Origin of the sequence: Actinacidiphila yanglinensis (genome assembly GCF_900107965.1) — a bacterium.
In the GTDB taxonomy this organism is placed as follows: domain Bacteria; phylum Actinomycetota; class Actinomycetes; order Streptomycetales; family Streptomycetaceae; genus Actinacidiphila; species Actinacidiphila yanglinensis.
In genome coordinates, this window is sequence record NZ_FNVU01000012.1 from 86,140 (window position 1) to 108,140 (window position 22,001).

Here is a 22,001-nt window from a genome sequence, read left to right on the forward strand (position 1 = left end):
GAGCTCCGCGGCTTGCTCCAGCTCCGGAGATGACGTCGGGCACGGTATGCGGCACGCGTCGGCGCCGACATCGGCTCACGGACCGGTCACCGGCGGCTCCTCCAAGGTGCCCACCCGTACGCAGTTGACCGACATGCTCATCTCGGAGTCGGATCTGCCGGCAGGATCTCTTGTGTCCTCTCAGAACACCTCTCCACGCGGGAAAGTGACCGCGGACGACGCCGCCTGCCAGCCACTGGCGAATGCACTGCTGTTCACTTCCACGTCCGCTGGCTCGCCCGCGGCCACCGTGAACCAGGTGGTGATCGCGACGGGTGCGGGTGACGGAGCCATTTCGGTCCGGACTGCCCTCGTCGCCTACCGGGACCCTGACGCTGTGTTGGCGATCGACGGCGTCCAGACCGCCGTCAAGGCATGTGCTGCGGGCTTCACGGCAGCCCTCAACGGCACCCGGACCCGGTTTACCGTCGCACCCGACACACGGGCCGGCGGTGGGCAGCAATCCACCGGTGTGGTCCTGACGGACACCGTGGACGGTTCGCGCGACTCGAACGACGTCTGGCTGGTCCGCCGCGGGGATGTCGTCGCGTACTTCGTGGCCGAGGGCATAAACGGTGGCAGCGTGCCCCTGGCAGCGATCACGGTCGTGACGGCTCCGCAGGTGCGCAAAATGTCCTGACGTAGCCCGCGCACTTCACGGGCTTCGCGAACCGATCCCCCGCGGTCCCGCGCCGCCCCCTGGGCGCGAGGACCGCGGGGCGGCCGTGGTCAGCGTGCAGCCGGTTCCGCCGCCACCGTGGACAGGGCGTGGCGCACCAGGGCGACATCCTCGACCGGGAGGATCAGGTCATGGGTCGTTCCCGCCGCGACCAGTTCGTACCGTCGCCACCTGCGCAGCGGTGGCACAGGCTCGCCCTCTCCCCTCAACTCCAGCGGGCCCGCCAGCTCCACGCGGCGCTTCGGGGCGGTCCGCTCCTCCCATGCCGGTGGGCGGCCGGCAGTCAGGTACAAGGTCCCGCTCCTGGAAGTGACGACCTTCCCCGTGCGGCCCCCCGGGGTGAGCCGCCCGCCGGTGATGGACTTCGAGAGCGACATCACCTTGAACGTCTGCCCCGCGTCGAGATCCGCGATGTCCTTCTCCGGCGTGCGCCCGCGCAACCCCAACCGCCGCAGCATCGCCTTCAGCGGTGACCGCGTGCCGGTCGACAAGCGCGCTCGGTCCCTCGTCATATCCGTCCCCTCCCTGGATGTTCACGAACAATCGGCGGAACATATCACCTGCACACTCCGCCCTCGCGCGCCGCTGACCTCCGCCTTCCCGACTCCGGACGGTCCGGTCGGACGGCCCTCTCCTGCCCGGCCGCTTCGGGTGGCGGTCGCCCGCCGTAGGTCGGGGCCGGCTCGGCCGGAAGAAGGGTCGGCGGCGTCTCGAAGTGTCGAGAGCCCTCGGGCACCGTGACGCGTGGTGGGGTGGGAACGGCCTTCGGCGGGGCCGACCCACATCGTGCATCCGAACACCCGCTAAGCCGGGAAGCGCCACCCGTGATCTGCCTCGGCGCGGGCCACCTCGGCGTCGTACTCTTCGGCGCCGAAGTCGAACTCGACCGGTCGATCCTCAGGGCGGGGACCCTCCCAGCCCGACCACTGGACGACATTCCCCACGCGTTGCACGACGACCGAGAGGAAGCCGCAGCATCCCCCGGTGCACTCCGGCTCGCCCAATCGGACACGTCGCGGTTCGGACGTCGCCCGAAGCGGACCGGGGAGCCCGACCGGCAACGCCTCCGCTGCCAGGGGCCCACGACCGCCCGGGCCGACCGCGTGCTCGACCACGTCCTCGCCATTGACCCACACGCGCAGCTGGGCTGGGAAGCGTGGCCCCGGCGGCAACACCGTGATCTCCAAGCGATCGAACATCACGCTTCCCTATGGCGATTGGCGCACGACCTGACAAGTGAGCCAGGAGTAACGGCTCAGCCGGCGGCACCCGTGCCCGGGGCGGGGGCGGCGTCGGTCAGGCTGCGGGTGTAGGTCAGGCCGGGGCGGCCGGAGAGGCGGGTCTCGCCGACGACGGCGAAGCCCGAGCGGGCCAGCACCGCCTGCGAGGCGAGGTTGTCCAGCGTGGTGGCGGCCCGCAGGACGGTCAGCCGGTAGCGGGCGGCGGCGATCCCGCACAACTCGTGCACCGCCCAGGTGGCGAGGCCCCGGCCCGCGGCAAGTTCCGCGACGCGGTACCCGAGGTCGGCGCCGCCGTCCGCCACGTCCACGAGGTTGAACCGCCCCAGCACGTCCCCGCCGTCGCCGACCACCACGTGGAAGTAGCAGGCGCCGGTGCCCTGTTCGGCCAGCCGATCGCGCAGCACCTCGTCGAAGCGGGCGAAGAACGCGTCGCCCCGGTCGGGGATGGTCGCGGCGAAGTAGGCCCGGTTCTCCTGTTCGAAGGCGAGCAGCGCGGCGGCATGGTCCAAGCGGAGCAACTCGATCTCGGGCATGGGCCCGACTATAGGCAAGGACACCCGATCCGACCCCTCCTTATCCGCCGACCCCCATCCGCCCGGAGGGTGGCTAGGCCCAACCGGCAGGGATGCCGGGCTCGTTGGCAAACCGCCGCGATGGGTCAAGACGGCCGATCCGACCTCGCCCGAGCCGCCGGATGCCGTCGGGCCGCGCGCTATGGCATGGCCTAACCGGCAGGGATGCCGGGCTCGTTGGCCCACCGCCGCTGTGGGGGCAGGACAGCCGAACGGAACCTGTCCGAGCTGCGGGAGACGACATAGGGCCGCGCGCTACGGCATGGCCTAACCGGCAGACCCGCCGGGCTCGTTGACCCCACCGCCGCCGCAGGGCGAGACCCCCGACCCGACCCCGCCCGAGCCGCCGGCCGCCGTCGGGCCGCGCAGACCGCAAGGGTCTACCCGTCCGGAGGGCAGGGCTCCCCGGCCCACCCCGCGCCGCGGACCACCGCGCCGGGTCCCCGGCGAACGCCCCACCCCCGCGCAACCCAACTCCCCGGCTCCGAGCACGCTTACGGAACCCGTCCACCCTTCCCCCACCCACCTGCCGTACCCCGCGCGGAGCGCACCGCACCCGCCCCGAACTGCCCTGACCTGCCCGGACCCGGTTCCGGGCCGTCGCCCAACTCAGCAGGTGGGGATGCCCTCTTATTGCCGCTGCACGCTTATTGACGCTGCAAAGCCGCGGTGATTCACTTCGTGCCTGAGAGCGCTCTCTCGCGGTTGGGGCCCAGCCGCGGCCCGTCGTTCACCCCGTCGTCCACTCGTTCAGGGAGAGCCGTGTCCGTGATTCCCACTCGCCGTGCCATGCTCCGCGGAGCGGCCGTCGCCGCCGCGGTACCGCTGGTCGGCGGCATCTCCGCAGGATCAGCTTTCGCCTCCGGGCCCGCGTCCGCCGCGTCCACGCACGGTCACGGCGGCGCCGACCTCGGTCCGAACGTCCTGGTGTTCGACCCGTCCATGGGGGACGCGGCGATCCAGGAGCAGGTCGACGCGGTGTTCGCCGTCCAGCAGTCCAACCAGTTCGGCACCGAGCGGTACGCCCTGGCCTTCAAGCCGGGCACCTACAACGTCGACGTCAACGTGGGCTTCTACACCCACGTGCTGGGGCTCGGCGACAGCCCCGAGGACGTCGTCATCAACGGCCATGTCACGGTCGACGCCCAGTGGTTCGACGGGAACGGCACCCAGGACTTCTGGCGGTCCGCGGAGAACCTGACCATCGTGCCGCCCGACGGGCTGGAGCGGTGGGCGGTCGCCCAGGCCGGCCCGATGCGCCGGGTCCACGTCAAGGGCAACATGATCCTCATGCCGAGCCCGCCCGGCAACGGCTGGTCCAGCGGCGGCTTCCTGGCCGACAGCGTGGTGGACGGCCAGATCGACTCCGGCTCGCAGCAGCAGTGGCTGTCACGCAACGACACCATCGGCAGCTGGACCGGCTCCAACTGGAACATGGTCTTCGTCGGTGTCGAGGGCGCTCCGGCGACGTCCTTCCCGACACCTCCCTACACCACCGTCGACCGGACCCCGGTGGTGCGGGAGAAGCCGTTCCTGACCGTCGACCGGCACGGCGCCTACCAGGTGTTCGTGCCCGCGCTGCGCCGCGACAGCACCGGCACCTCCTGGTCCAAGGGGCCGGCGAAGGGCCGCGGCATCCCGCTGTCGGACTTCCACGTGGCCCGGCCCGGCGAGTCCGCGGCCGCCATCAACCTCGCGCTCGCCCTCGGCAAGCACCTGCTGTTCACGCCCGGCATCTACCCGCTGTCCGCGCCGCTGCTGGTCCTCAGGCCGGGAACCGTCGTCCTCGGCCTGGGCCTGGCCACGCTCCAGGCCGTGCACAACAACGCGCTGATCGAGGTCGCCGACGTGGACGACGTCACCGTCGCGGGCGTCATCCTGGAGGCCGGCTCCGCCAGTTCGCCGGTCCTGCTGCGGGTCGGCGACAGCCTGTTCCGGCGCAGCCACGCCGAGCGGCCCACCGCGCTGTTCGACATCTTCCCGCGGATCGGCGGCGCCGTGCCCGGCGGCACCGACGTCAGCATCCGCATCGACAGCCACGACGTGATCGTCGACCATGTCTGGGCCTGGCGGGCCGACCACGGTCTGGACGGCACGGTCGGCTGGTCGGTGAACCCCGCCGGCACTGGCTTCCTCGTCAACGGCGACCGGGTCACCGCCTACGGCCTGTTCGTCGAGCACCACCAGAACTACGAGGTGCTCTGGAACGGCAACCAGGGCCGTACCTACTTCTTCCAGAACGAGCACCCGTACGACGTCCCGACGCAGTCCGCGTGGAAGCACGGCAGCACCAACGGGTACGCCGCGTACAAGGTCGGCGACCACGTCACCCAGCACCACGCCTGGGGGCTGGGCAGTTACTGCTTCTTCGACCTCAACGCGGACATCTACACCGACCGCGCGTACGAGGTCCCCGACACCCCCGGCGTCGTCTTCACCTCCCTGATGACGGTCTGCCTCAACGGGGCGGGCGGCGGCGGCATCCTGCACTGCATCAACGACACCGGTGACCCCGTCCAGAACGGCTTCGGCGTGTACAACATGAAGTCCTACGCCGACGGCACCGGCACCGTCTGATCCGGTCCTGCGGCACCAAGGCCGGGCGGGTCCCTCGCGATCCGCCCGGCCTTGCGTAGTGTTCCGGCGCCCCGGGTGGCCGGCCGGGATCAGCTCCGCGCGGCGTCGAACGCTCCGAGGATCCGCCGGGCGGCCAGCGCGGCGGTCAACTCCCCGTCGCGCAGCTGCCGTTCCCACTCCGGTGCCTGGGCGCGCACGGCCGGGTGGCCGTCGAGGCGGCCGAGCAGTTCCTCGCGCACCATGGTCCAGGCCCAGTCGACCTGCTGGTCGCGGCGTTTGGCGCCGAGCCCGCCGCCGGAGTCGAGCACGGCGCGGTGCTGCTCCAGCCGTTCCCACACGGTGTCCAGGCCCGCCGGCTCACGCGCGCTGCAACTGAGCACCGGCGGTGTCCATGCGGCGTCGGCGGGATGCATCAGCCGCAGCGCGCCGGCCAGTTCGCGGGCCGCGGACCGCGCGTCGCGCTCGTGCGGGCCGTCCGCCTTGTTCACGGCGATCACGTCCGCCAGTTCCAGTACGCCCTTCTTGATGCCCTGGAGCTGGTCCCCGGTGCGCGCGAGCGTGAGCAGCAGGAAGGAGTCGACCATCCGCGCGACCTCGGTCTCGGACTGGCCGACGCCCACCGTCTCCACCAGCACCACGTCGTAGCCGGCCGCCTCCATGACGATCATGGACTCCCTCGTCGCCTTCGCCACGCCGCCCAGCGTGCCCGCGGAGGGGGAGGGCCGTACGAACGCCGCCGGGTCCACCGCGAGCCGCTCCATCCGCGTCTTGTCCCCGAGGACGGAGCCGCCGGTCCGGGTGGAGGACGGGTCGACCGCGAGGACGGCGACGCGGTGCCCGCGCGCGGTGAGCATGGTGCCGAAGGCGTCGATGAAGGTCGACTTGCCCACTCCGGGCACCCCGCTGATCCCGATCCGCCGGGCGCCGCCGCTGTGCGGCAGCAGCGCGGTCAGCAGCCGCTGGGCCGGCTCCCGGTGGTCCGGGCGGGTGGACTCGACCAGCGTGATGGTCCGGGCGACGAGGGCCCGCCTGCCGTCGAGGACGCCCTGGACGTGGGCGTCGACGTCGATGGGCATCCCCGGGTCACCCCTCGCCGTGGCCCAGCGCCGCGGCGAGGCGTTCGACCAGGTCGTGCGCCGCGTCGGGGATCACCGTGCCGGGCGGGAAGACCGCAGTGGCGCCCGCCTCGTGCAGGGCGGGGACGTCCTGCGGGGGAATGACGCCGCCCACCACGATCATGATGTCCGCCCGTCCCTCGGCGGCCAGCTCCTCGCGCAGCGCGGGCACCAGCGTGAGGTGCCCGGCCGCCAGCGACGACACCCCGACCACGTGTACGTCGGCCTCGACCGCCTGCCGGGCCACCTCGGCCGGCGTCTGGAACAGGGGGCCGACGTCCACGTCGAAGCCGAGGTCGGCGAACGCCGTCGCGATCACCTTCTGCCCCCGGTCGTGCCCGTCCTGGCCCATCTTCGCGACGAGGATCCGCGGCCGGCGGCCCTCGGCCCGTTCGAACCGCTCCACCAGCGCGCGGGTGCGGGCGACGGCCGAGGACCGGCCCGCCTCCTGGCGGTACACCCCGGAGATCGTCCGGATCTGCCCCGTGTGCCTTCCGTACACCTTCTCCAGCGCCTCCGAGATCTCGCCGACCGTCGCCATGGCCCGGGCGGCCGCGACGGCCAGCCCGAGCAGGTTGCCCTCCAGGTCCGGTCCCGGCTCCCGCCCGGCGGCCTCGGTCAGTGCCCGCAGCGCGCCCTGGCAGGCGGCCTCGTCCCGCTCCTCACGCAGCCGGCGCAGCTTGGCGATCTGCTGGGCCCGCACCGCCGAGTTGTCGACCTTGAGCACCTCGATCTGCTCGTCGGACGCGACCCGGTAGGTGTTGACCCCGATCACCGGCTGCCGGCCCGAGTCGATCCGGGCCTGGGTGCGCGCCGCCGCCTCCTCGATCCGGAGCTTGGGGATGCCGGCGTCGATGGCCCGCGCCATGCCGCCCGCCGCCTCGACCTCCTCGATGTGCCGGCGGGCCCGCCCGGCCAGGTCGGCGGTGAGGCGCTCGACGTACGCGCTGCCGCCCCACGGGTCGATCACCCGGCAGGTGCCCGACTCCTGCTGGATCAGCAACTGCGTGTTGCGGGCGATCCGGGCGGAGAAGTCGGTGGGCAGCGCCAGCGCCTCGTCGAGCGCGTTGGTGTGCAGCGACTGGGTGTGGCCCTGGGTCGCGGCCATCGCCTCCACGCAGGTGCGGGTGACGTTGTTGAAGACGTCCTGCGCGGTCAGCGACCAGCCGGAGGTCTGCGAATGGGCCCGCAGCGACAGCGACTTGGGGTTCTTCGGCGCGAACTGCCGTACCAGCTCCGTCCACAGCAGCCGGGCCGCGCGCAACTTGGCTATCTCCATGAAGAAGTTCATGCCGATGCCCCAGAAGAACGACAGCCGGGGGGCGAAGGCGTCGACGTCCAGCCCGGCGGCCCGCCCGGCCCGCAGGTACTCCACACCGTCGGCGAGCGTGTAGGCCAGCTCCAGGTCGGCCGTGGCCCCCGCCTCCTGGATGTGGTAGCCGGAGATGGAGATCGAGTTGTACCGCGGCATCCTCCGCGAGGTGTAGGCGAAGATGTCGGAGATGATCCGCATGGAGGGGCCCGGCGGGTAGATGTAGGTGTTGCGGACCATGAACTCCTTGAGGATGTCGTTCTGGATGGTCCCGGCCAGCTTCTCCGGCGGCACCCCCTGCTCCTCCGCGGCCACGATGTAGAGCGCCAGCACCGGCAGCACCGCGCCGTTCATCGTCATCGACACCGTCATCCGGTCCAGCGGGATGCCGTCGAAGAGCCGGCGCATGTCGTGGATCGAGTCGATGGCCACACCTGCCATGCCGACGTCGCCGGTCACTCGCGGGTGGTCGCTGTCGTAGCCGCGGTGCGTGGGCAGGTCGAAGGCGACCGACAGGCCCTTCTGGCCGGCCGCGAGGTTGCGGCGGTAGAAGGCGTTGGACTCCTCGGCGGTGGAGAAGCCCGCGTACTGGCGGATCGTCCACGGCTGGTTGACGTACATCGTCGGGTAGGGGCCGCGCAGATACGGCGCCATCCCCGGGTACGTGCCGAGGAAGTCCAGCCCTTCCAGGTCGCGCGCGGTGTAGAGCGGCTTGACCGCGATGCCCTCGGGGGTCTCCCAGGCGAGGTCGCCCTCGCTGCTGCCGGTGGTCTCCTTGACCGCCTGGCGCCACTGCTCCTCCGTGGCGCCGACGGTCGGGCCCGCGTCCAGCGGGACCTGCGAGAAGTCCGGGATCTGCGTCATGCCGTCACTCCCGAGCGGTCGAGAACGGAGGTCAGGACGGCGACCGCGTCACAGCCCATGAAGACGTGGCCGTCGATGTCGGGACGCGCCCCCGGCCGCCCCGCGAGCAGGATCCAGCGTGCCCCGGCCGCCCGCAGCGCCCGCGCCACCGGCTCGGCCTGCTCCTCGTAGAGCTCGTCCGTGGAGCACAGGCAGGCGACGGCGGCCCCGCTCGCGGCGAACGCCGCCGCGACCGAGTCCGCGTCCACCGTCCGCGGCTCCTGCACCGGCCGCACGCCACCGGCCTGGAACAGGTGGGAGGCGAACGAGACCCGCGCGGCGTGCGCCGACTCCGGGCCGAGCGCTGCCAGGAAGACCGCCGGGCGCGCCCCGGTGGCGGCCAGGTGCGCGTCGGAACGGGAGCGCAGTGCTTCGTACGCCTCGTCCCGGCGCACCCGGGGCAGGCCGCCGCCGGGGTGGGCAGGAGCCGCGGGGCGCTCCACCGGTTGCTCGGCGAGATGCGGGAACTCGCTGACCCCGGTGATCGGTTCGCGTCGGGTGGCCAGCGCCCGGCTGCGATCCTGCCAGGCGGCGGCGAGGCACTCCTCGACCAGGCCCGAGCGCAGCGCCCGCTCCTGCCCGCCGGCCTGCTCCAGCTGCTGGAAGAACTCCCATGCGGTATGGGCGAGTTCGTCCGTCAGCCGCTCCACGTACCAGGACCCGCCGGCGGGATCGGCGACCTGGCCGAGATGCGACTCCGCCAGCAGGATCGACGAGGTGTTGCGGGCGATCCGCCGGGCGAACGCGTCGGGCAGCCCCAGCGCGTGGTCGAAGGGGAGCACGGTCACGCTGTCGGCGCCGCCGACCCCCGCGCCCAGGCCGGCGAGGGTGGTGCGCAGCATGTTCACGTACGGGTCGCGACGGGTCATCATCACCGTCGAGGTCACCGCGTGCTGCACCTGGGGTACGGGGACCGCCGCCCCGCCCACCTGGGCGATCCGCGCCCAAAGGCGGCGCGCCGCCCGCAGCTTGGCGATGGTGAGGAACTGGTCCGCGGTCGCCGCGTAGCGGAACTCCAGCTGGCGGCAGGCGTGTTCGACGTCAAGCCCGGCCCCGGCCAGCAGTCGCAGGTAGGCGACCCCGGTGGCCATCGAGCACCCCAGCTCCTGGGCGGCGGTGGCACCTGCGTCGTGGTAGGGCAGCGCGTCCACGGTCAGGGCCCGCACGCCCGGGTACCGCGCGTACACCCGCCGGGCCAGCGCCACGGCGTCGTCGAAGGCCACCGCCCGGCCGGTGCGGGCGAAGTGGCCCAGCGGGTCGGCGCCGAGGTTGCCGCGGGCCGCGTCGGCGGGCACACCCTGCCGGTCGTACAGCCGCAGCAGTTCGTCGGCCGCCGCGGCCGCCTGCGCGCCCGCGTCGAGCACGATCGGCGCCAGGTCGAGACGGACGCCCCGCAGCGCACGCGCCAGGCCCGCCACCGGCAGCGCGCCGGCCCCCACGGACAGCCACAGGGAGTCGACGCCGCACTCCAGGTCGGCGAGCACCTCCTCGTTGCCGCGCTCGGGGTCGGGGGAGCGGTGCCACTGGCGGATGCCCCAGCCGCCGACCGGGCGGCCGCCGCGCACGTACGGCGGGAAGCCGGGCAGGCCGGCGTCGGGGACCGGTGTGTCGGGACCGTAGAGCGGACGTACGGTGAGGCCGTCGTCCAGCGCGGTGGACAGCGCCTGCTCCGCCTCCGGGCCGGAGAGTTCCCGGCCGCTCCTGCGCAGCACACCCGCCACCAATTGCTGCCACTGCTCGTGGGTGGCGTCCGGGAACCCGGCACCCATCGAGACCCCGTCGTCGGGCAGAACCGTCATGCGTTCGATGCTAGGAGGACCGCACTCCGGCGTCTTTGGGCTGCGGGCACCACTTCCCCGTCCCCGCTTGGTGGTTGGGAGGCACTGCGCCCCCGGCGTCAGCCCGCCGCGAGCAGGGCGCTCAGTGCGGACGCCTCGGTGCGCCAGTCGGCGGTGCCGCCGCCGGACCAGTCCTCGGTGATGCGGTCCAGCCCGTCGCGGGCGGTGGACCACAGGGAGTTGGCCTGCGTGGTGGCGAAGGAGCGGTAGGCGCCGCCGGTGACGGAGTCGAGGTCCTGGAGGTAGCGCATGAAGACCCCCTTGAACTGCTTGGCGTTGTCGTCGCAGGACGGCGTGGAGGCGTCGCAGGACTCGGTGAGGACACCGTTGGCCACCAGCGAGGGCGAGGCGACGGCGGCGTCGGCCAGCCGGCGGGCGGTGGCGAGGTCGGACGCGTCACCCGTGGCGCGGTACATCTCCACCGCCGCCCCGACCGCCAGGCCCTGGTTGTACGACCACACGGTCTGGCCGTTGTTCGCGCAGGATCCGGTGAGGCCGTCGTTGACCAGCCCGGAGGAGTTGATCAGCCCGCTGGACCGGAACCACTGCCACGAGGTGGTGGCGCGGGACAGCCACGCGGTGTCCCCGGGGATGCGGTCGTGCAGTTCGGCGGTGAGCCGGACGTAGAGGCCGTTGGTCACCGCGTTCTTGTAGGTGCGCTCGCGGTCCCACCACACGCCGCCGCCGCAACTGCTCGTGTCCCAGTAGCCGTTGACGTAGTCGGCGATGGTGACCGCCTCGTCGAGGTACTTCTGGTCGCCGGTGAGGTCGTAGGCGTCGATCCAGGCCAGCGCCCACCACTCGGTGTCGTCGGTGGCGCGGCTGATGAAGTCGCCGTCGATCGGGTCGGAGCTGCGCGCCCCGGCCGGGAAGGACGCCTTGTCGACCTCGAAGGTGCGGTCCACGATCCACTCGTACGTGGTGTCACCGGTCTGCCGCATGTAGTCGATCACTGTGGCGAGCGCGACCGCGGAGTTCCACCAACTGGACGGCCAGTACGCGGTATTCGGGTCGTAGGCGTACATCAGCGTGTTCGCGGCGGCGGCGCTGCGGGACTGCGCGGGCCGGGCCCAGGCGGTGCAGCTGCCGTTCTGGCCCTCCACGGCGCGGCCGCACGCGCGCACCGCCCCGCCGTACAACCGGCCCAGCGGGTCACTGGTGTTGTAGCGGGCGGTCTTCGTGCCGGTGGCGCCCGATGGCGTGCTGGTGCGGCCCTTGGAGGAGCCGTCCGGCCAGCTCGCACCCTCGTTCCACGAGCGGTCGAGCCAGATCTCGTCGCCCGCGGTGCCGCCGGCGATGGTGCCCCACGCCATGCCGGTGCTGTCCATGTGCAGCGCGATGGTGCGGCCGTTCAGCGTCGTGGCCGGGACCGGCTGGGTGTCGCCGGCCGCGCTGCCCGTCCCGTCGCAGGCGGTCGCGCAGACGTCCAGGTGCGCCCAGGAGGTACAGGTCACGCCCTGGGCGTCGCCGCAGGCGCGCAGCACCGCGCGGCGGTGGCCGGTCGGGTCGTCGAGGTTGTACATCAGCGTCCGGGTGCCGGTCCACGTCGAGGGGATCGACGCCTTGCCGAGCAGGCCGTCCCAGGTGGAGCCGCCGTCCCAGGAACGGTCCAGCCATACCGAGTCGTTGAGCTGCCCGTCGTCGATGCTCGCCCACGCCATGCCGTCGGTGTCGTCCACGTGCAGCCGCACCACCCGCCCGTTGAACGTGGCGTCGGGCACCGGGAAGGTCTCCTGCGCGGCCTGCGAGGGGTCGCGGGTGTCGCAGTACAGCGCGCACACCTGAGTGGAGTCCGCCGCGGTGGCCGCGCCGGCCCGGGAGGAGGCTCCCGGCAGCAGGGCCGCGCCCGACAACAACAGGGCCAGCAGCAGCGGCCACAGGGTCGCCCGCATCCTCAACGCCGCCCGCATGACGCCTCCTTGCTGTCCGGCCCCGATCGGCCGTTCCGGTCCGACCCGTCGTCGGGCGGTCGCCTTCCAACGATGGAAAGAGAGCGCTCTCGAACGGCATGACAGCACGGGGTGATTGACATGTCCATAGCATTGGCAGGGATTGGCCGGATCGGGCGTGTGCCCGTGACCACGGGGACGGTGCGCGCGAGGGGCCCGGAGTGGCGGGCGCCCTGCGGCGGCGGCGCGCGTGCCTGGGCTCTTCCCACGTTGGAAAGCGTGCCCCACCGCGCCGGTGCGTGCTGCCCGGTCCGGCCCGGTGCCGCCACGCCCCCGGGAGGGGCGCTACGGCTCCAGGATGATCCAGGTACGGCCCGGATGCAGCGTCGCCGCCGCCCCGCCGTCCAGGGTGTAGGAGGTGCCGGCGGACTCCGACGGGCGGTTCCAGTGCGCGCGGTAGGCCTTCCCGTCGCGCAGCACCGTGGCCGCGCCCGAACCGACCGTCTGGGAGAAGGGCACGAAGCCGGTGCGGCTGTGGAAGCGGGACTCCTTGACCTGGACGTGCTGGATGATCACGTTGTCCGTCGTCCAGGGCGAGGCGGACCCGTCCATGGCGACCCGGTACCGCGTGCCGTTCCAGGTGAAGGAGAAGCGGGCGGACGGCATGGCGGCCGTGGCGGAGGTGCCGGCGGCGCCGCCGGCGGGCGCTTTCGCGGAGAAGCGCAGCCCGATGTCCTTGGCGATGCCCGCCCCGTCCGCCGCGCCCTTGGTGTGCAGGAACTCGTTGTGCGGGGCCCTGCGGTCCGGGTTGCGGAAGAACGCGCCCGTGCCGGTCACCGGCACGATGCTCTTGTCCGCCTTGATCACGGGCAGCAACTGGCTCTGCGCGCCGGAGAACGCCAGGGCCGGCCTGTTGTACTGGGCGAGCAGTTGCAGGTCCGTCTCGCGGGCGCTGCGCACCGGCCCGACGGCGGCCGGCAGGTGGTTGGTGTCGAAGACCGCCATGAGCCGGGACAGGCCGCCCTCGACCTCGATGCCGTAGACGAGGTCCGCGTCGTTCAGGCCGGTCGCGGGGCGGGCCGGGCCGACGTTGTCGATCTTCACCGCGAGGACCTTGCCCGCCGCTCCCGGCTTGCCGGTGAGGACGGAGGGTGATCCCGGCGGAGGGGTGGTGGCCGTCGAGGGGGAGGGGCCGGCCCCGCCGCCCGATCCCGTACACGCGGCGGCCAGTGCGAGCGCCCCGGCCACCCCCGCTGCCGCAACCCCGTGCCGTGCCCTCATGGTGACCACTCCCTCCGCTGACGGTTGTGCCCCGTCCCCCGGGCCTGAAGCGCCCGCGATCGGTCGGAACCGGTCATTCCCGGTGCCGCCGCCGGGCCACCCGTAGGGAGCGCCTGTCGCGGGCCACCCGCGACGCCAGGGCGAGTGCCCAGAAGGCGGCACTTCACGCGCGGGGAGCACGTCCGGGGGCGGGCCGGCGGGTACTGTCGGCGTGCCGGCGGTCCGGGTGGGAGCCGTGGACCGTGCGGCCGCGCCCGTCGGACCGGGCCGGAGAGGCACCTGCCGCGCCCGGCCCGGCAGCCGCGGGGCGCGAGGACCGGTCGCCGGCCACCCCCGGCGGGCGGGAGTGGACCGCAGATCCTTCCGGAAGGCCAGGAGGCCAGGATGTCCCGCGTCAGGGTGCACAACTTCTCGATCTCGCTCGACGGCTTCGGCACGGGGGAGGGCCAGAGCGCGGAGGAGCCGTTCGGCCACGCGGGCCAGCGACTCCACGAGTGGTTCTTCGAGACCCGGACCTTCCGCGCGATGACCGGTCAGCCGGGTGGCGGCACGGGGGTCGACGACGCCGTGGCCGGGGAGTGGAACACCGGCATCGGGGCGGAGATCATGGGCCGCAACAAGTTCGGCCCGCAGCGCGGGCCGTGGGAGGACCACGAGTGGAAGGGCTGGTGGGGGCCCAACCCCCCGTTCCACACGCCGGTGTTCGTCATGACCCGCCACCCGCGTCCGTCGGTGGAGATGGAAGGGGGCACCATCTTCCACTTCGTCGACGCCACGCCGCAGGAGGTGCTGCGCCGGGCCCGCGAGGCCGCGGGCGACCTCGACGTGCGGATCGGCGGCGGGCCGGCCATCGTCCGCGCGTTCCTGGAAGCGGACCTGGTCGACCACCTGCACCTCGTCGTCGTGCCGATCGTCCTGGGCCGCGGTGTCCGCCTGTGGGACGGCCTCGAAGGCATCGAGCAGCGCTTCCGGGTCGAGTCCGTCACGACGCCCGGCGGCGTCACGCACGTGACCTTCACCCGCCCGTAGCGCCGGGGGCGGGGGCGGGTCCGGGGCCGCCGCTCGCCGGGATGCGGGAGCGGCGGTCCGTGGCACGGTGGAGCCATGTGCGGAAGGTATGTCGCGGCCCGTAGCGCGGAGGACCTCGCGGCCGCGTTCGACGCCCCGCTCCGGGCGGGCGAGCAGGAGCTGCCCCCGAGCTGGAACGTGGCCCCCACCGACCAGGTGTGGGGCGTGGTGGAACGCGCGCCCGAGGAGGGCGCGCCGCCGGTCCGGCAGCTTCGCCCGCTGCGCTGGGGGCTGGTGCCCTCGTGGGCGAAGTCGCTCCGTGAGGGGGCGCGGATGATCAACGCGCGGGCCGAGACGGTGCACGAGAAGCCGGCCTTCCGGAAGGCCTTCACCAGCCGGCGCTGCCTGCTCCCGGCCGACGGCTACTACGAGTGGGAGTCCGTGCCGGCGGGCGAGCACGGCAAGGCGGCTAAGAAGCCGTACTACCTCCACCCGGCGGACGGCTCGGTCCTCGCGATGGCGGGCCTGTACGAGTTCTGGCGCGATCCGGAGCTGCCGCCGGACGAGCGGGAGTGGGTCGTCTCCTGCACGATCATCACCACCGACGCGACCGACTCCTCCGGTCGCGTGCACCCGCGGATGCCGCTGACGATCGCCCCCGAGCACTACGAGGAGTGGCTGGACCCCGGCAACCGGAACGTGCACGACCTGCGGGAGCTGCTGGCGCTCCCGGCCGACGGCGACCTCGACCTGCGGGCGGTCCCGCCGACCGTCAACAGCGTCAGGAACGACGGACCCGGCCTGATCGCCGAGGTCTGAAGCGGCCCCACGCGATCGAGGTCCGAAGCGGGCCCCTGCGATCCAGGCGTGTCCGGCCGCTGTCGCGGGCGGTGTGCAACGTTGTAATCTCGGCTCGGCTCGAACGTGATCAGACGTGTTCACCCCCCACCGTCTATCAAGGAGGCGGTCATGCACCGCAACGCGTCCAGCCCTCCGCTGAGGTCCCTGGGGAACGTCGCCCTCGTCCTCCTGCTCACCGTGCTGTGCTGCATGGGCCTCAAGCCCGCCACCGCGCACGCGGCGGCCGGTACCTTCCGCAACCCGTTGGGCACCAGCCCCGATCCGTCCATGACGTACTACCAGGGCAACTACTACCTGGCCGCCACCGAGGGCGACGCCGTGCGCATCGCCGTAGCCCCCACCCTCGGCGACATGCTCACCGCGCCGCGCGTCACCGTCTGGCAGGACACCGACGCCTCGCGCAACCAGCAGGTGTGGGCACCGTCGTTCTACCTGATCGACGGTCACTGGTACATCTACTACACCGCCGACAACGGAGTGGACGACAACCACCGCCTGTACGTGGTCGAGTCCGAGGGCACCGACCCGCTCGGGCCGTACCACTTCAAGGCGGAGCTGCAGGCGCCGAACGCCCCCGACGAGTGGGCCATCGACCCGGTCCTGCTCCGGCAGAGCGACAACAGCCTCTACCTGTTGTGGTCCGGCGCCGGCACCGAGGGCCACAACCTGATCTACATCGCCCCGATGTCCAACCCCTGGACCGTCTCCGGCAACCGCGTCTATCTGCCCACCGACGGCGGCTGCTCCACCATCCGCGAGGCACCCTCGATCCTCCAGCACAACGGCACCACGTATCTGGTGTACTCCACCTGCGACACCGGACTGCCCGACTACCAGTTGTGGATGAAGTCCCTTCCCTCGGGGGCCGATCCGCTGCAGCCGGGCAACTGGACCCAGCACGCGGGCGCCGTCTTCTCCCGCAACGACGCGACCGGCGTGTGGGGCCCCGGGTCGAACGGCTTCTTCAAGAGCCCGGACGGCACCCAGGACTGGATCGTCTACCACGGCAAGAACACCTCGTCGTACACCTACGACGGCCGGACCACCCGCGCGCAGAAGATCAGCTGGAAGGCGGACGGCACGCCGGACTTCGGCTCGCCGCTCGCCGCGGGAGCCACCCAGGACCTGCCCTCCGGTGACCCGGGCGGCGGTTCGTACTGGATCAACGACACGAACACCAGCAGCGGTTCGGGTTCGGTGGCCTACACCGGCGACTGGAACTCCGGCAGCGGCTGCGGCGTGCAGTGCTTCTGGAGCGACGACCACTGGAGCGCGGAGTCCGGCGCCACCGCCACCTGGACCTTCACCGGCACCAAGATCGCCCTGCTGTCCGTGCGGGACACCGGCAACGGCATCGCCGCGTTCTCCGTCGACGGCGGCGCGGAGACGACCCGCGACTACTACGGCGCGATCCGCATGGGCGAGCAGCTGAACTACGTGAGCCCCGAACTCCCCTACGGCACGCACACGTTGCGGGTGCGGGTCACCGGGACCAAGGACGCCTCGTCGGGTGCGGCCTTCGTCTCGATCGACCGCGCCGAGGTCTACTCGAACTGACCGGGACCGGCCGGACAGGGGTGCGGCGCGCGCGTCGAACGCGCCGGACTCCTGCCCGGGCCGGACGACCAGGCCGGCGGCGCTGGGCGCCCACGCCACGACATCGGCCGGGGCCGGCAGGTTCCGGCCCCGCCTCATTCCGCCGGTGGCGCGTCCGGGGTGGGCACCGCCCCGCACTCCGCCCACGTCACCTCGACCCCGGGCACGCTCCTGCTCCAGGGGCGGGTGACGCGGTCGAGGTGCTCCGGCCCGGGCGGGTGATGGCCGAGGCCGATCGCGTACCGACCCGTGCCCGGGCCCGCGGCGAAGGGACGGGGCCAGGCGTGCGCGTCGGTCGTGCCGTCCTCCTCGAGGGCGGCGACCAACGACCGTACGCGGCCGCGGAATCGGCCGAGTGCCGCCTCGAAGTCGCCGTCCCCGGACGGGCCCACGTTCATCACCGCCCATGCCGCGTGGCGGTGGTGCAGCGGCGGAGGGGACAGCAGCTCGGGCCAGGGGTCGGTGCCGGCCCGCGCCGCGGCGTCGACGGTCTCCCACGCCTGGTAGAGCTCCTGGGTCAGCAGGTCCCGCATGCCGCCGGTGACCTGTTCGGTGCACGAGCGGACCGGGGCGCTCGGAGTCAGCACCGTCACCGCGGCGTGCGGCGCCCCGTCGGCGGCGGCATCGGCCGCGAGCCCCACGGGTTCCCGCCAGTCCCAGGCCGCCCAGGTACCGAAGAAGCGGCCCAGCAGCGCGTCGGCCGGCAGGTGGACCGCCTCGCGTGCCGTGCGCGCCGCCAACACCGTCCAGGCCAGGCCCGGAAGCCCGCCGAAGGGCGCCGCGTCCAGACCGCGGGCCCTGGCCCATGCCTTCACCTGCCGGGCCAGCCGGGCGAACGCCGCATGCTGGTCGCCGACTGCGTCGAGGACCGCGTCGGCGTCGCCGACCGCGCTCAGGGCGACCGCGGCGGCCTCGCCCAACTCCGCCCGCCGCGCCACCGCCTGGGCGGGCGGCAGTTCCCCCGCGCCGACCAGCACCACGTCGACGTCCAGACCGCCCACGGTGAGCCGCAGCCCCGGGACCCTGGCGCCGCGCACCTGCCGCAGCCGGGTGGCCTCCGGCAGTGCGGCCGCCATCCGCGCGGCCACCTCCCCGCTGTCCGCGGAGCCCGGCAAGGCGGCCACCAGGTCCAGGTCCGCGCCGGGCAGTTGGCAGCCCATCCGCCGCGACCCGACGACGTGCACGGCGCCCTCGCCCAGCACCGCGGCAATGCGCTCCGCGACCCGCCGTGCCCGCTCCGCCGCCGACTCCTCCTCGGCGAACAGCCCTGCCGCGAAGGGCAGATGGTCCCGTCCGGGTCCGCCCGCCGCCCCGGCCGGTCCGGAACCCGCCGCCCCGGCCGGTCCTGACTCCGCCGGCGGCAGCCAGCGCACCTCGCCCGTGCCGAGGGCGACCGTCGCCCGAACCCGCATCGGCTCGTCACCGCGGCGGGACAGCAGCGCCAACTCGCCGACGGGCGCGGTCATCCCGTCCAGCCGGGCCGCAAGGCCGGCCGCCGCGCGCTGCGGGTCGCGGCTGCGGCCGAGCGACAGATGCGGGGTGAAGCCCTCCGCGCGGGCGCCGCACCGGGGGAATCGCTCCCGAAGCGCGCGGTACAGCGCCTCCCAGGGTGCCGCGCCGCCCGCCGCCGGGTCCAGCCAGAGCGTGGCGTCCTCCCGGTGCCCGAAAGTGTGGACGCCCTCCAGCCGTGCGGTGAAGGCGGGCACCCGCGCCGCGGCGGCGGCCAGCAGCGGCGCGGCCCGCTCGAAGTCGGACTCGGGCACGAAGCCGAAGAGCAGGTTGACGTGCGGGGGCCAGCGGCGGATCTGCGGGTCGTGCGTGCGGCGCACCTCCTGGATCGGCGGCCACAGCGCGTCCGGCGGTATCCACGCCACCGCCGTACGCGGGGTCGGCCCCACGTCGAGGAGCGCGTCGCGGGCCTGGGCGGCGGGTCCACTGCCCGGGATGTCGCCCGGTAGGTCACCCGGGACGTCGCCGAGGCGCAGGTCGGCCTCCACCCCGTAGTGGTCGGAGGGGAACAGGCCGTCGGCGGTGGGGGAGTTCCCCCGCAGTGCCGCCCGCCGTACGAGGGCGCCCTCGGCACGCAGCAGCACCCGGTCGAGGCGGGAGGCCCGGCCGGTCAGCGAGGAGACCGCGGCAAGGGGGTTGGCGGCCGGGTCGAAGGTGGGGGTGTGGTCGGCGACGCCGTGCGCCTCGGTCCAGGCGTCCCGCACGCGCAGCGCCCCCGCCGGTCCCTGCGCCCCGTCGGCGCCGTCGTTGAAGTCGCCGAGCAGCACCACATCGCCGTCCAGACCCGCCAACCCATCGGCCAGCGCGGCCAGTTCGGCTCGGCGCCGGGCGGGTCCATCGGTGGAGTGGTCGCTGCTGAGATGGGTGGCGGCCACGGTCAGCGGGCCGTGGGCGGTGTCCACGCTGAGGGCGGTGACCGCCTTGTGCGGTCCGAGCGCGTGCCGCGCCGCCTCCCGCACGGGCACCCGGGTGAGCAGCAGCAGCCCGCAGTCGTCGACGTCCCTGCCCGCGGGGTCGGTGTCCAGGGTGTAGCGGGCGCGCACCCATGGCGCGGCCAGCAGCATGGTCAGCAGCCCGGCCTCGACCTCCTGGAGCGCGATGACGTCGGCGTCGGCGTCCCGCAGGGCGGCGAGCAGCAGGGGGCGGCGGCGCGCGGTGTCGATCCGGTCGTGGTCGTAGCGGTCCCACAGCGTGTTCCAGGTGAGCACCCGGACATCGGCGGGGCCGGCCGTACCCGTGGCGGGCTGGGCGGGCGCCGCCCGCCAGGCCGCCGCGACCGGGTCCCAGGCGTGCGGGGTGCGCGCCGTGAAGAACGGCGCCCGCAGCCGCCGGGGTTCGCGCACCCGCCCGGCCTCGCAGGAGTCGAGGCGGTCCGTGCCGGTGGCGCGGTCCCAGACGACCTCGCCGTCCGCCTCGATGAACAGCACGCGGTGCCAGGGGACTTCGCCACCGGGGGTGAACGCGGGCAGCGGCACGCGCTTGGCGGCAGCGCCGCGCTGGTGGACCCCCAGCACGAACCGGGCCGGGTCGAACCGGGCGTCCCAGCGGACGCGGTGGTAGATCTCCTCGCTGGTGCGCATCACCGGTCCTCCTCGTCCGGCGTGGCGGCCAGGGTGCCCGCGGCGTCCTCGACCGCGCCGCTCGCGCCGACGTACCAGGTGCGGTGGGCCTGGCCCGGGTAGGGCGGGTCGAACCGGCGGACCTGAGCGGCGAGTACGTCCGGCGGTACCGGGTGCGGGCGCCCGCTGTTGCGCCGGGCCAGCTCCTCCTCGCCGGTGAGCACGACCGCGTGGGTGACCAGGGCGTCGCGGCGTCGCGCCGCGGCCTGCACCAGGGAGCGCTGCTGCCGGGTGAGGGAGGTGGCGTCCCACACCACGCTACCGCCGCGGGCCAGTGCCGCGTCCAGCCGGTCCAGCCCCTCCCGCAGGATCTCCGCGTTGGCGCTCTGGTCCGCCCGGGAACCGCGCGCCAGGCGCAGGTCGTCGAGGCTGACGCGCGCGTCGACGCCGGGCAGGCCCGCGGCGAAGGTGCTCTTGCCGCTGCCGGACACACCGACGAGCTGGACCAGCCGGGGGAAGTCGCCGGAGCGCCACCGCCAGGTCGCCGCCAGCGCCTCCTCGACGGTCACGATCCTGCCCCTCGCACACATCTCCCGTGCCTGCGCCCAGCACCGGTCGGCGGCCTCGGCCGAATCCGCGGACCCGGCACCGGGGCCGGCCAGCGCCTCGCGCAGTCCCGCGCGCAGCGGCTCCATCGGCGCGGCGCCGAGCAGCCCGGCGCCCTCCGCGTGCAGCGCCGACCACTCGACCTCCCGGCGCGCGTCGGCGGCCTCGTCGCCGGTGCGTCCGGCCAGCACCGCACCGGCCACCGCGTGCAGCACCCCGAGGTCGGCGGCCGCGGTCATCCGGATCAGCCCGCCCCGGCGCTCCTCGTCGGGGAAGGGCCGGTGCAGGCCGGCGTGCAGCCCGACCAGGTCCCCGATCCGGCGGGCCTGCGGCATGCCGAGCCGCGCCGCGAGCCGGGGGAGGAGCGGCCCGCGGCGGCCGCGGTGCAGCAGCGCGGCCAGCACGCCGGCCAGCCGCGCGTCCCCGGTCCGCCCCAGCACGTCGAGCCGCGCGGCGGCGTCGGCGACGGCGGCGTCAGCGACGGCCAATGCGGCTTCGGCGGAGGGCGGGTCCGCGGCACCGCCGTCCCCACCCCCGGTCCCGTCCGGGCCGGGCCCCTCCAAGCCGAGGGCGGCGAGCAACGCGGGCACCTCCGGGTCGGCGCCGGAACGCACCGCCCACAGCGCCGCGCCCGGGCCCAGCCCGTTCGGCACCACCGGAGCGTGCATCCAGTGCGTGCCGGTCTGCACGTGGCCCGGGCGCACCCACTTGGCGACCCGCGCCCCGAACTCCGCCGGCCCGAAACCCTCGGCGGTCCGTACGACGTAGCCCTCCTGCCGCGAGGTGTCCAACCGCAGCGCCCGCACCGCGCGTTCGTCGAAAGTGCCGCGCCACAGCACCGGGGGGACGGGCACCCCCAGCCGCCGGAGGAAGCGCACCGTGCGGTCCCAGTCCAGGCAGCGCCCGGCGCCGTCCCAGACCGAGAAGCCGTAGAACCAGCTCTCCAGGTCCTCGTACGGGAGCGAGTGGCGGGCGAGGACGTTCTCCCCGCACACCCGCCATCCCGCCGGGATCCCCGGGCCGATCCGCCCCTGGAGCGCCTTGACCCAGGTCCGGGACGGGTGGTGCGCCGAGTCCAGCGATCGCGCGTGCAGCCCGTCGGCGTAGAGCGTGGTGTTCTCGCCGTCCAGCTTCTCGGTGACCACGACCTCCCGGCCCCGCAGCCCGGCCAGGTCGGCGGCCCGTACGTCATCGGACGCCACTCCCGGTGACCAGGGCAGGTGGGGCGTGCGTGGGTAGTGCGTGCGCATGGTCGGCCGGCTTCCCCCGAGACGGTTGGGCACCGGCCACTCTAGGAACCGCGACGGACGGCGGACCAGTCAATTACCCGGTGCCCGCCCCGGGGCGCCGCCACCTCCGTGCCCGGCGGGCCCGTTCACCGTTTCTCCACCCCGCTGGCCACCGCGTTCACCACGG

General features: G+C 73.7%; 15 protein-coding genes. 5 read left to right on the top strand and 10 right to left on the bottom strand.

The genetic code is table 11. The features are described from left to right. The first annotated feature begins 124 nt into the window (after positions 1–124). Positions 125–679, top strand: a complete 555-nt coding sequence (locus C4U44_RS25615) for a hypothetical protein (protein WP_146088339.1) — start codon at positions 125–127, stop codon at positions 677–679. An 89-nt stretch (positions 680–768) separates the two neighbouring features. Here the strand turns inward: C4U44_RS25615 and C4U44_RS25620 are convergent, their stop codons facing one another. The 3 genes from C4U44_RS25620 to C4U44_RS25630 form a co-directional block, all read right to left on the bottom strand. Further along, complete coding sequence (locus C4U44_RS25620) at positions 769–1,230, bottom strand: hypothetical protein (RefSeq protein ID WP_103888371.1); 462 nt, start codon at positions 1,228–1,230, stop codon at positions 769–771. Positions 1,231–1,521: 291 nt separating this feature from the next. Then, positions 1,522–1,917 carry a hypothetical protein gene (locus C4U44_RS25625; RefSeq protein ID WP_103888372.1) on the bottom strand — a complete coding sequence of 132 codons (396 nt, stop codon included), beginning with the start codon at positions 1,915–1,917 and terminating at the stop codon, positions 1,522–1,524. A gap of 56 nt (positions 1,918–1,973) precedes the next feature. Next, positions 1,974–2,492, bottom strand: a complete 519-nt coding sequence (locus C4U44_RS25630; protein WP_103888373.1) for a GNAT family N-acetyltransferase — start codon at positions 2,490–2,492, stop codon at positions 1,974–1,976. A gap of 828 nt (positions 2,493–3,320) precedes the next feature. Here C4U44_RS25630 and C4U44_RS25635 point away from each other — a divergent pair. Beyond that, positions 3,321–5,108, top strand: a complete 1,788-nt coding sequence (locus C4U44_RS25635; RefSeq protein WP_103888374.1) for an adenylyl cyclase — start codon at positions 3,321–3,323, stop codon at positions 5,106–5,108. Between the two features lie 89 nt (positions 5,109–5,197). Here the strand turns inward: C4U44_RS25635 and meaB are convergent, their stop codons facing one another. The 5 genes from meaB to C4U44_RS25660 all read right to left on the bottom strand — a co-directional run bounded on the left by meaB (position 5,198) and on the right by C4U44_RS25660 (position 13,446). Continuing rightward, positions 5,198–6,184, bottom strand: a complete 987-nt coding sequence (meaB, locus tag C4U44_RS25640) for a methylmalonyl Co-A mutase-associated GTPase MeaB (RefSeq protein WP_103888375.1) — start codon at positions 6,182–6,184, stop codon at positions 5,198–5,200. A gap of 7 nt (positions 6,185–6,191) precedes the next feature. Then, complete coding sequence (gene scpA / locus C4U44_RS25645) at positions 6,192–8,399, bottom strand: methylmalonyl-CoA mutase (RefSeq protein ID WP_103888376.1); 2,208 nt, start codon at positions 8,397–8,399, stop codon at positions 6,192–6,194. Continuing rightward, positions 8,396–10,237: a methylmalonyl-CoA mutase subunit beta gene (locus C4U44_RS25650; RefSeq protein ID WP_103888377.1), complete on the bottom strand. Its 1,842-nt coding sequence runs from the start codon at positions 10,235–10,237 to the stop codon at positions 8,396–8,398. The genes scpA and C4U44_RS25650 overlap by 4 nt, the downstream gene beginning before the upstream one ends. A gap of 98 nt (positions 10,238–10,335) precedes the next feature. Continuing rightward, the gene (locus C4U44_RS25655) at positions 10,336–12,186 is read right to left on the bottom strand and encodes a glycoside hydrolase family 76 protein (RefSeq protein WP_235032347.1); all 1,851 of its coding nucleotides are present in this window, start codon (positions 12,184–12,186) and stop codon (positions 10,336–10,338) included. A gap of 324 nt (positions 12,187–12,510) precedes the next feature. Further along, positions 12,511–13,446: a DUF3048 domain-containing protein gene (locus tag C4U44_RS25660; RefSeq protein WP_103888379.1), complete on the bottom strand. Its 936-nt coding sequence runs from the start codon at positions 13,444–13,446 to the stop codon at positions 12,511–12,513. Between the two features lie 384 nt (positions 13,447–13,830). On the opposite strand from C4U44_RS25660, the gene C4U44_RS25665 reads away from it, so the two are divergent. From C4U44_RS25665 to C4U44_RS25675, 3 genes are all read left to right on the top strand, one after another. Continuing rightward, complete coding sequence (locus C4U44_RS25665; RefSeq protein ID WP_103888380.1) at positions 13,831–14,475, top strand: dihydrofolate reductase family protein; 645 nt, start codon at positions 13,831–13,833, stop codon at positions 14,473–14,475. A 75-nt stretch (positions 14,476–14,550) separates the two neighbouring features. Continuing rightward, positions 14,551–15,273 (top strand): SOS response-associated peptidase, encoded by a 723-nt coding sequence (locus C4U44_RS25670; protein WP_103888381.1) that lies wholly within the window; start codon positions 14,551–14,553, stop codon positions 15,271–15,273. Positions 15,274–15,423: 150 nt separating this feature from the next. After that, positions 15,424–16,872: a glycoside hydrolase family 43 protein gene (locus C4U44_RS25675; RefSeq protein WP_103888382.1), complete on the top strand. Its 1,449-nt coding sequence runs from the start codon at positions 15,424–15,426 to the stop codon at positions 16,870–16,872. 134 nt (positions 16,873–17,006) lie between these two features. Here the strand turns inward: C4U44_RS25675 and C4U44_RS25680 are convergent, their stop codons facing one another. Both C4U44_RS25680 and C4U44_RS25685 read right to left on the bottom strand, forming a co-directional pair. Beyond that, complete coding sequence (locus C4U44_RS25680) at positions 17,007–20,000, bottom strand: poly(A) polymerase (protein ID WP_103888383.1); 2,994 nt, start codon at positions 19,998–20,000, stop codon at positions 17,007–17,009. After that, positions 20,000–21,835: an RNA ligase family protein gene (locus C4U44_RS25685; protein WP_103888384.1), complete on the bottom strand. Its 1,836-nt coding sequence runs from the start codon at positions 21,833–21,835 to the stop codon at positions 20,000–20,002. Before C4U44_RS25685 ends, C4U44_RS25680 begins: the two co-directional genes overlap by 1 nt. Between the last annotated feature and the right edge of the window lie 166 nt (positions 21,836–22,001).

Coding starts and splice junctions, on each gene's coding strand:
- C4U44_RS25620 (WP_103888371.1), bottom strand. CDS start 1,230: ATGACGAGGGACCGAGCGCGCTTGTCGACCGGCACGCGGTCACCGCTG.
- C4U44_RS25625 (WP_103888372.1), bottom strand. CDS start 1,917: ATGTTCGATCGCTTGGAGATCACGGTGTTGCCGCCGGGGCCACGCTTC.
- C4U44_RS25630 (WP_103888373.1), bottom strand. CDS start 2,492: ATGCCCGAGATCGAGTTGCTCCGCTTGGACCATGCCGCCGCGCTGCTC.
- C4U44_RS25635 (WP_103888374.1), top strand. CDS start 3,321: ATGCTCCGCGGAGCGGCCGTCGCCGCCGCGGTACCGCTGGTCGGCGGC.
- meaB (WP_103888375.1), bottom strand. CDS start 6,184: ATGCCCATCGACGTCGACGCCCACGTCCAGGGCGTCCTCGACGGCAGG.
- scpA (WP_103888376.1), bottom strand. CDS start 8,399: ATGACGCAGATCCCGGACTTCTCGCAGGTCCCGCTGGACGCGGGCCCG.
- C4U44_RS25650 (WP_103888377.1), bottom strand. CDS start 10,237: ATGACGGTTCTGCCCGACGACGGGGTCTCGATGGGTGCCGGGTTCCCG.
- C4U44_RS25655 (WP_235032347.1), bottom strand. CDS start 12,186: ATGCGGGCGGCGTTGAGGATGCGGGCGACCCTGTGGCCGCTGCTGCTG.
- C4U44_RS25660 (WP_103888379.1), bottom strand. CDS start 13,446: ATGAGGGCACGGCACGGGGTTGCGGCAGCGGGGGTGGCCGGGGCGCTC.
- C4U44_RS25665 (WP_103888380.1), top strand. CDS start 13,831: ATGTCCCGCGTCAGGGTGCACAACTTCTCGATCTCGCTCGACGGCTTC.
- C4U44_RS25670 (WP_103888381.1), top strand. CDS start 14,551: ATGTGCGGAAGGTATGTCGCGGCCCGTAGCGCGGAGGACCTCGCGGCC.
- C4U44_RS25675 (WP_103888382.1), top strand. CDS start 15,424: ATGCACCGCAACGCGTCCAGCCCTCCGCTGAGGTCCCTGGGGAACGTC.
- C4U44_RS25680 (WP_103888383.1), bottom strand. CDS start 20,000: ATGCGCACCAGCGAGGAGATCTACCACCGCGTCCGCTGGGACGCCCGG.
- C4U44_RS25685 (WP_103888384.1), bottom strand. CDS start 21,835: ATGCGCACGCACTACCCACGCACGCCCCACCTGCCCTGGTCACCGGGA.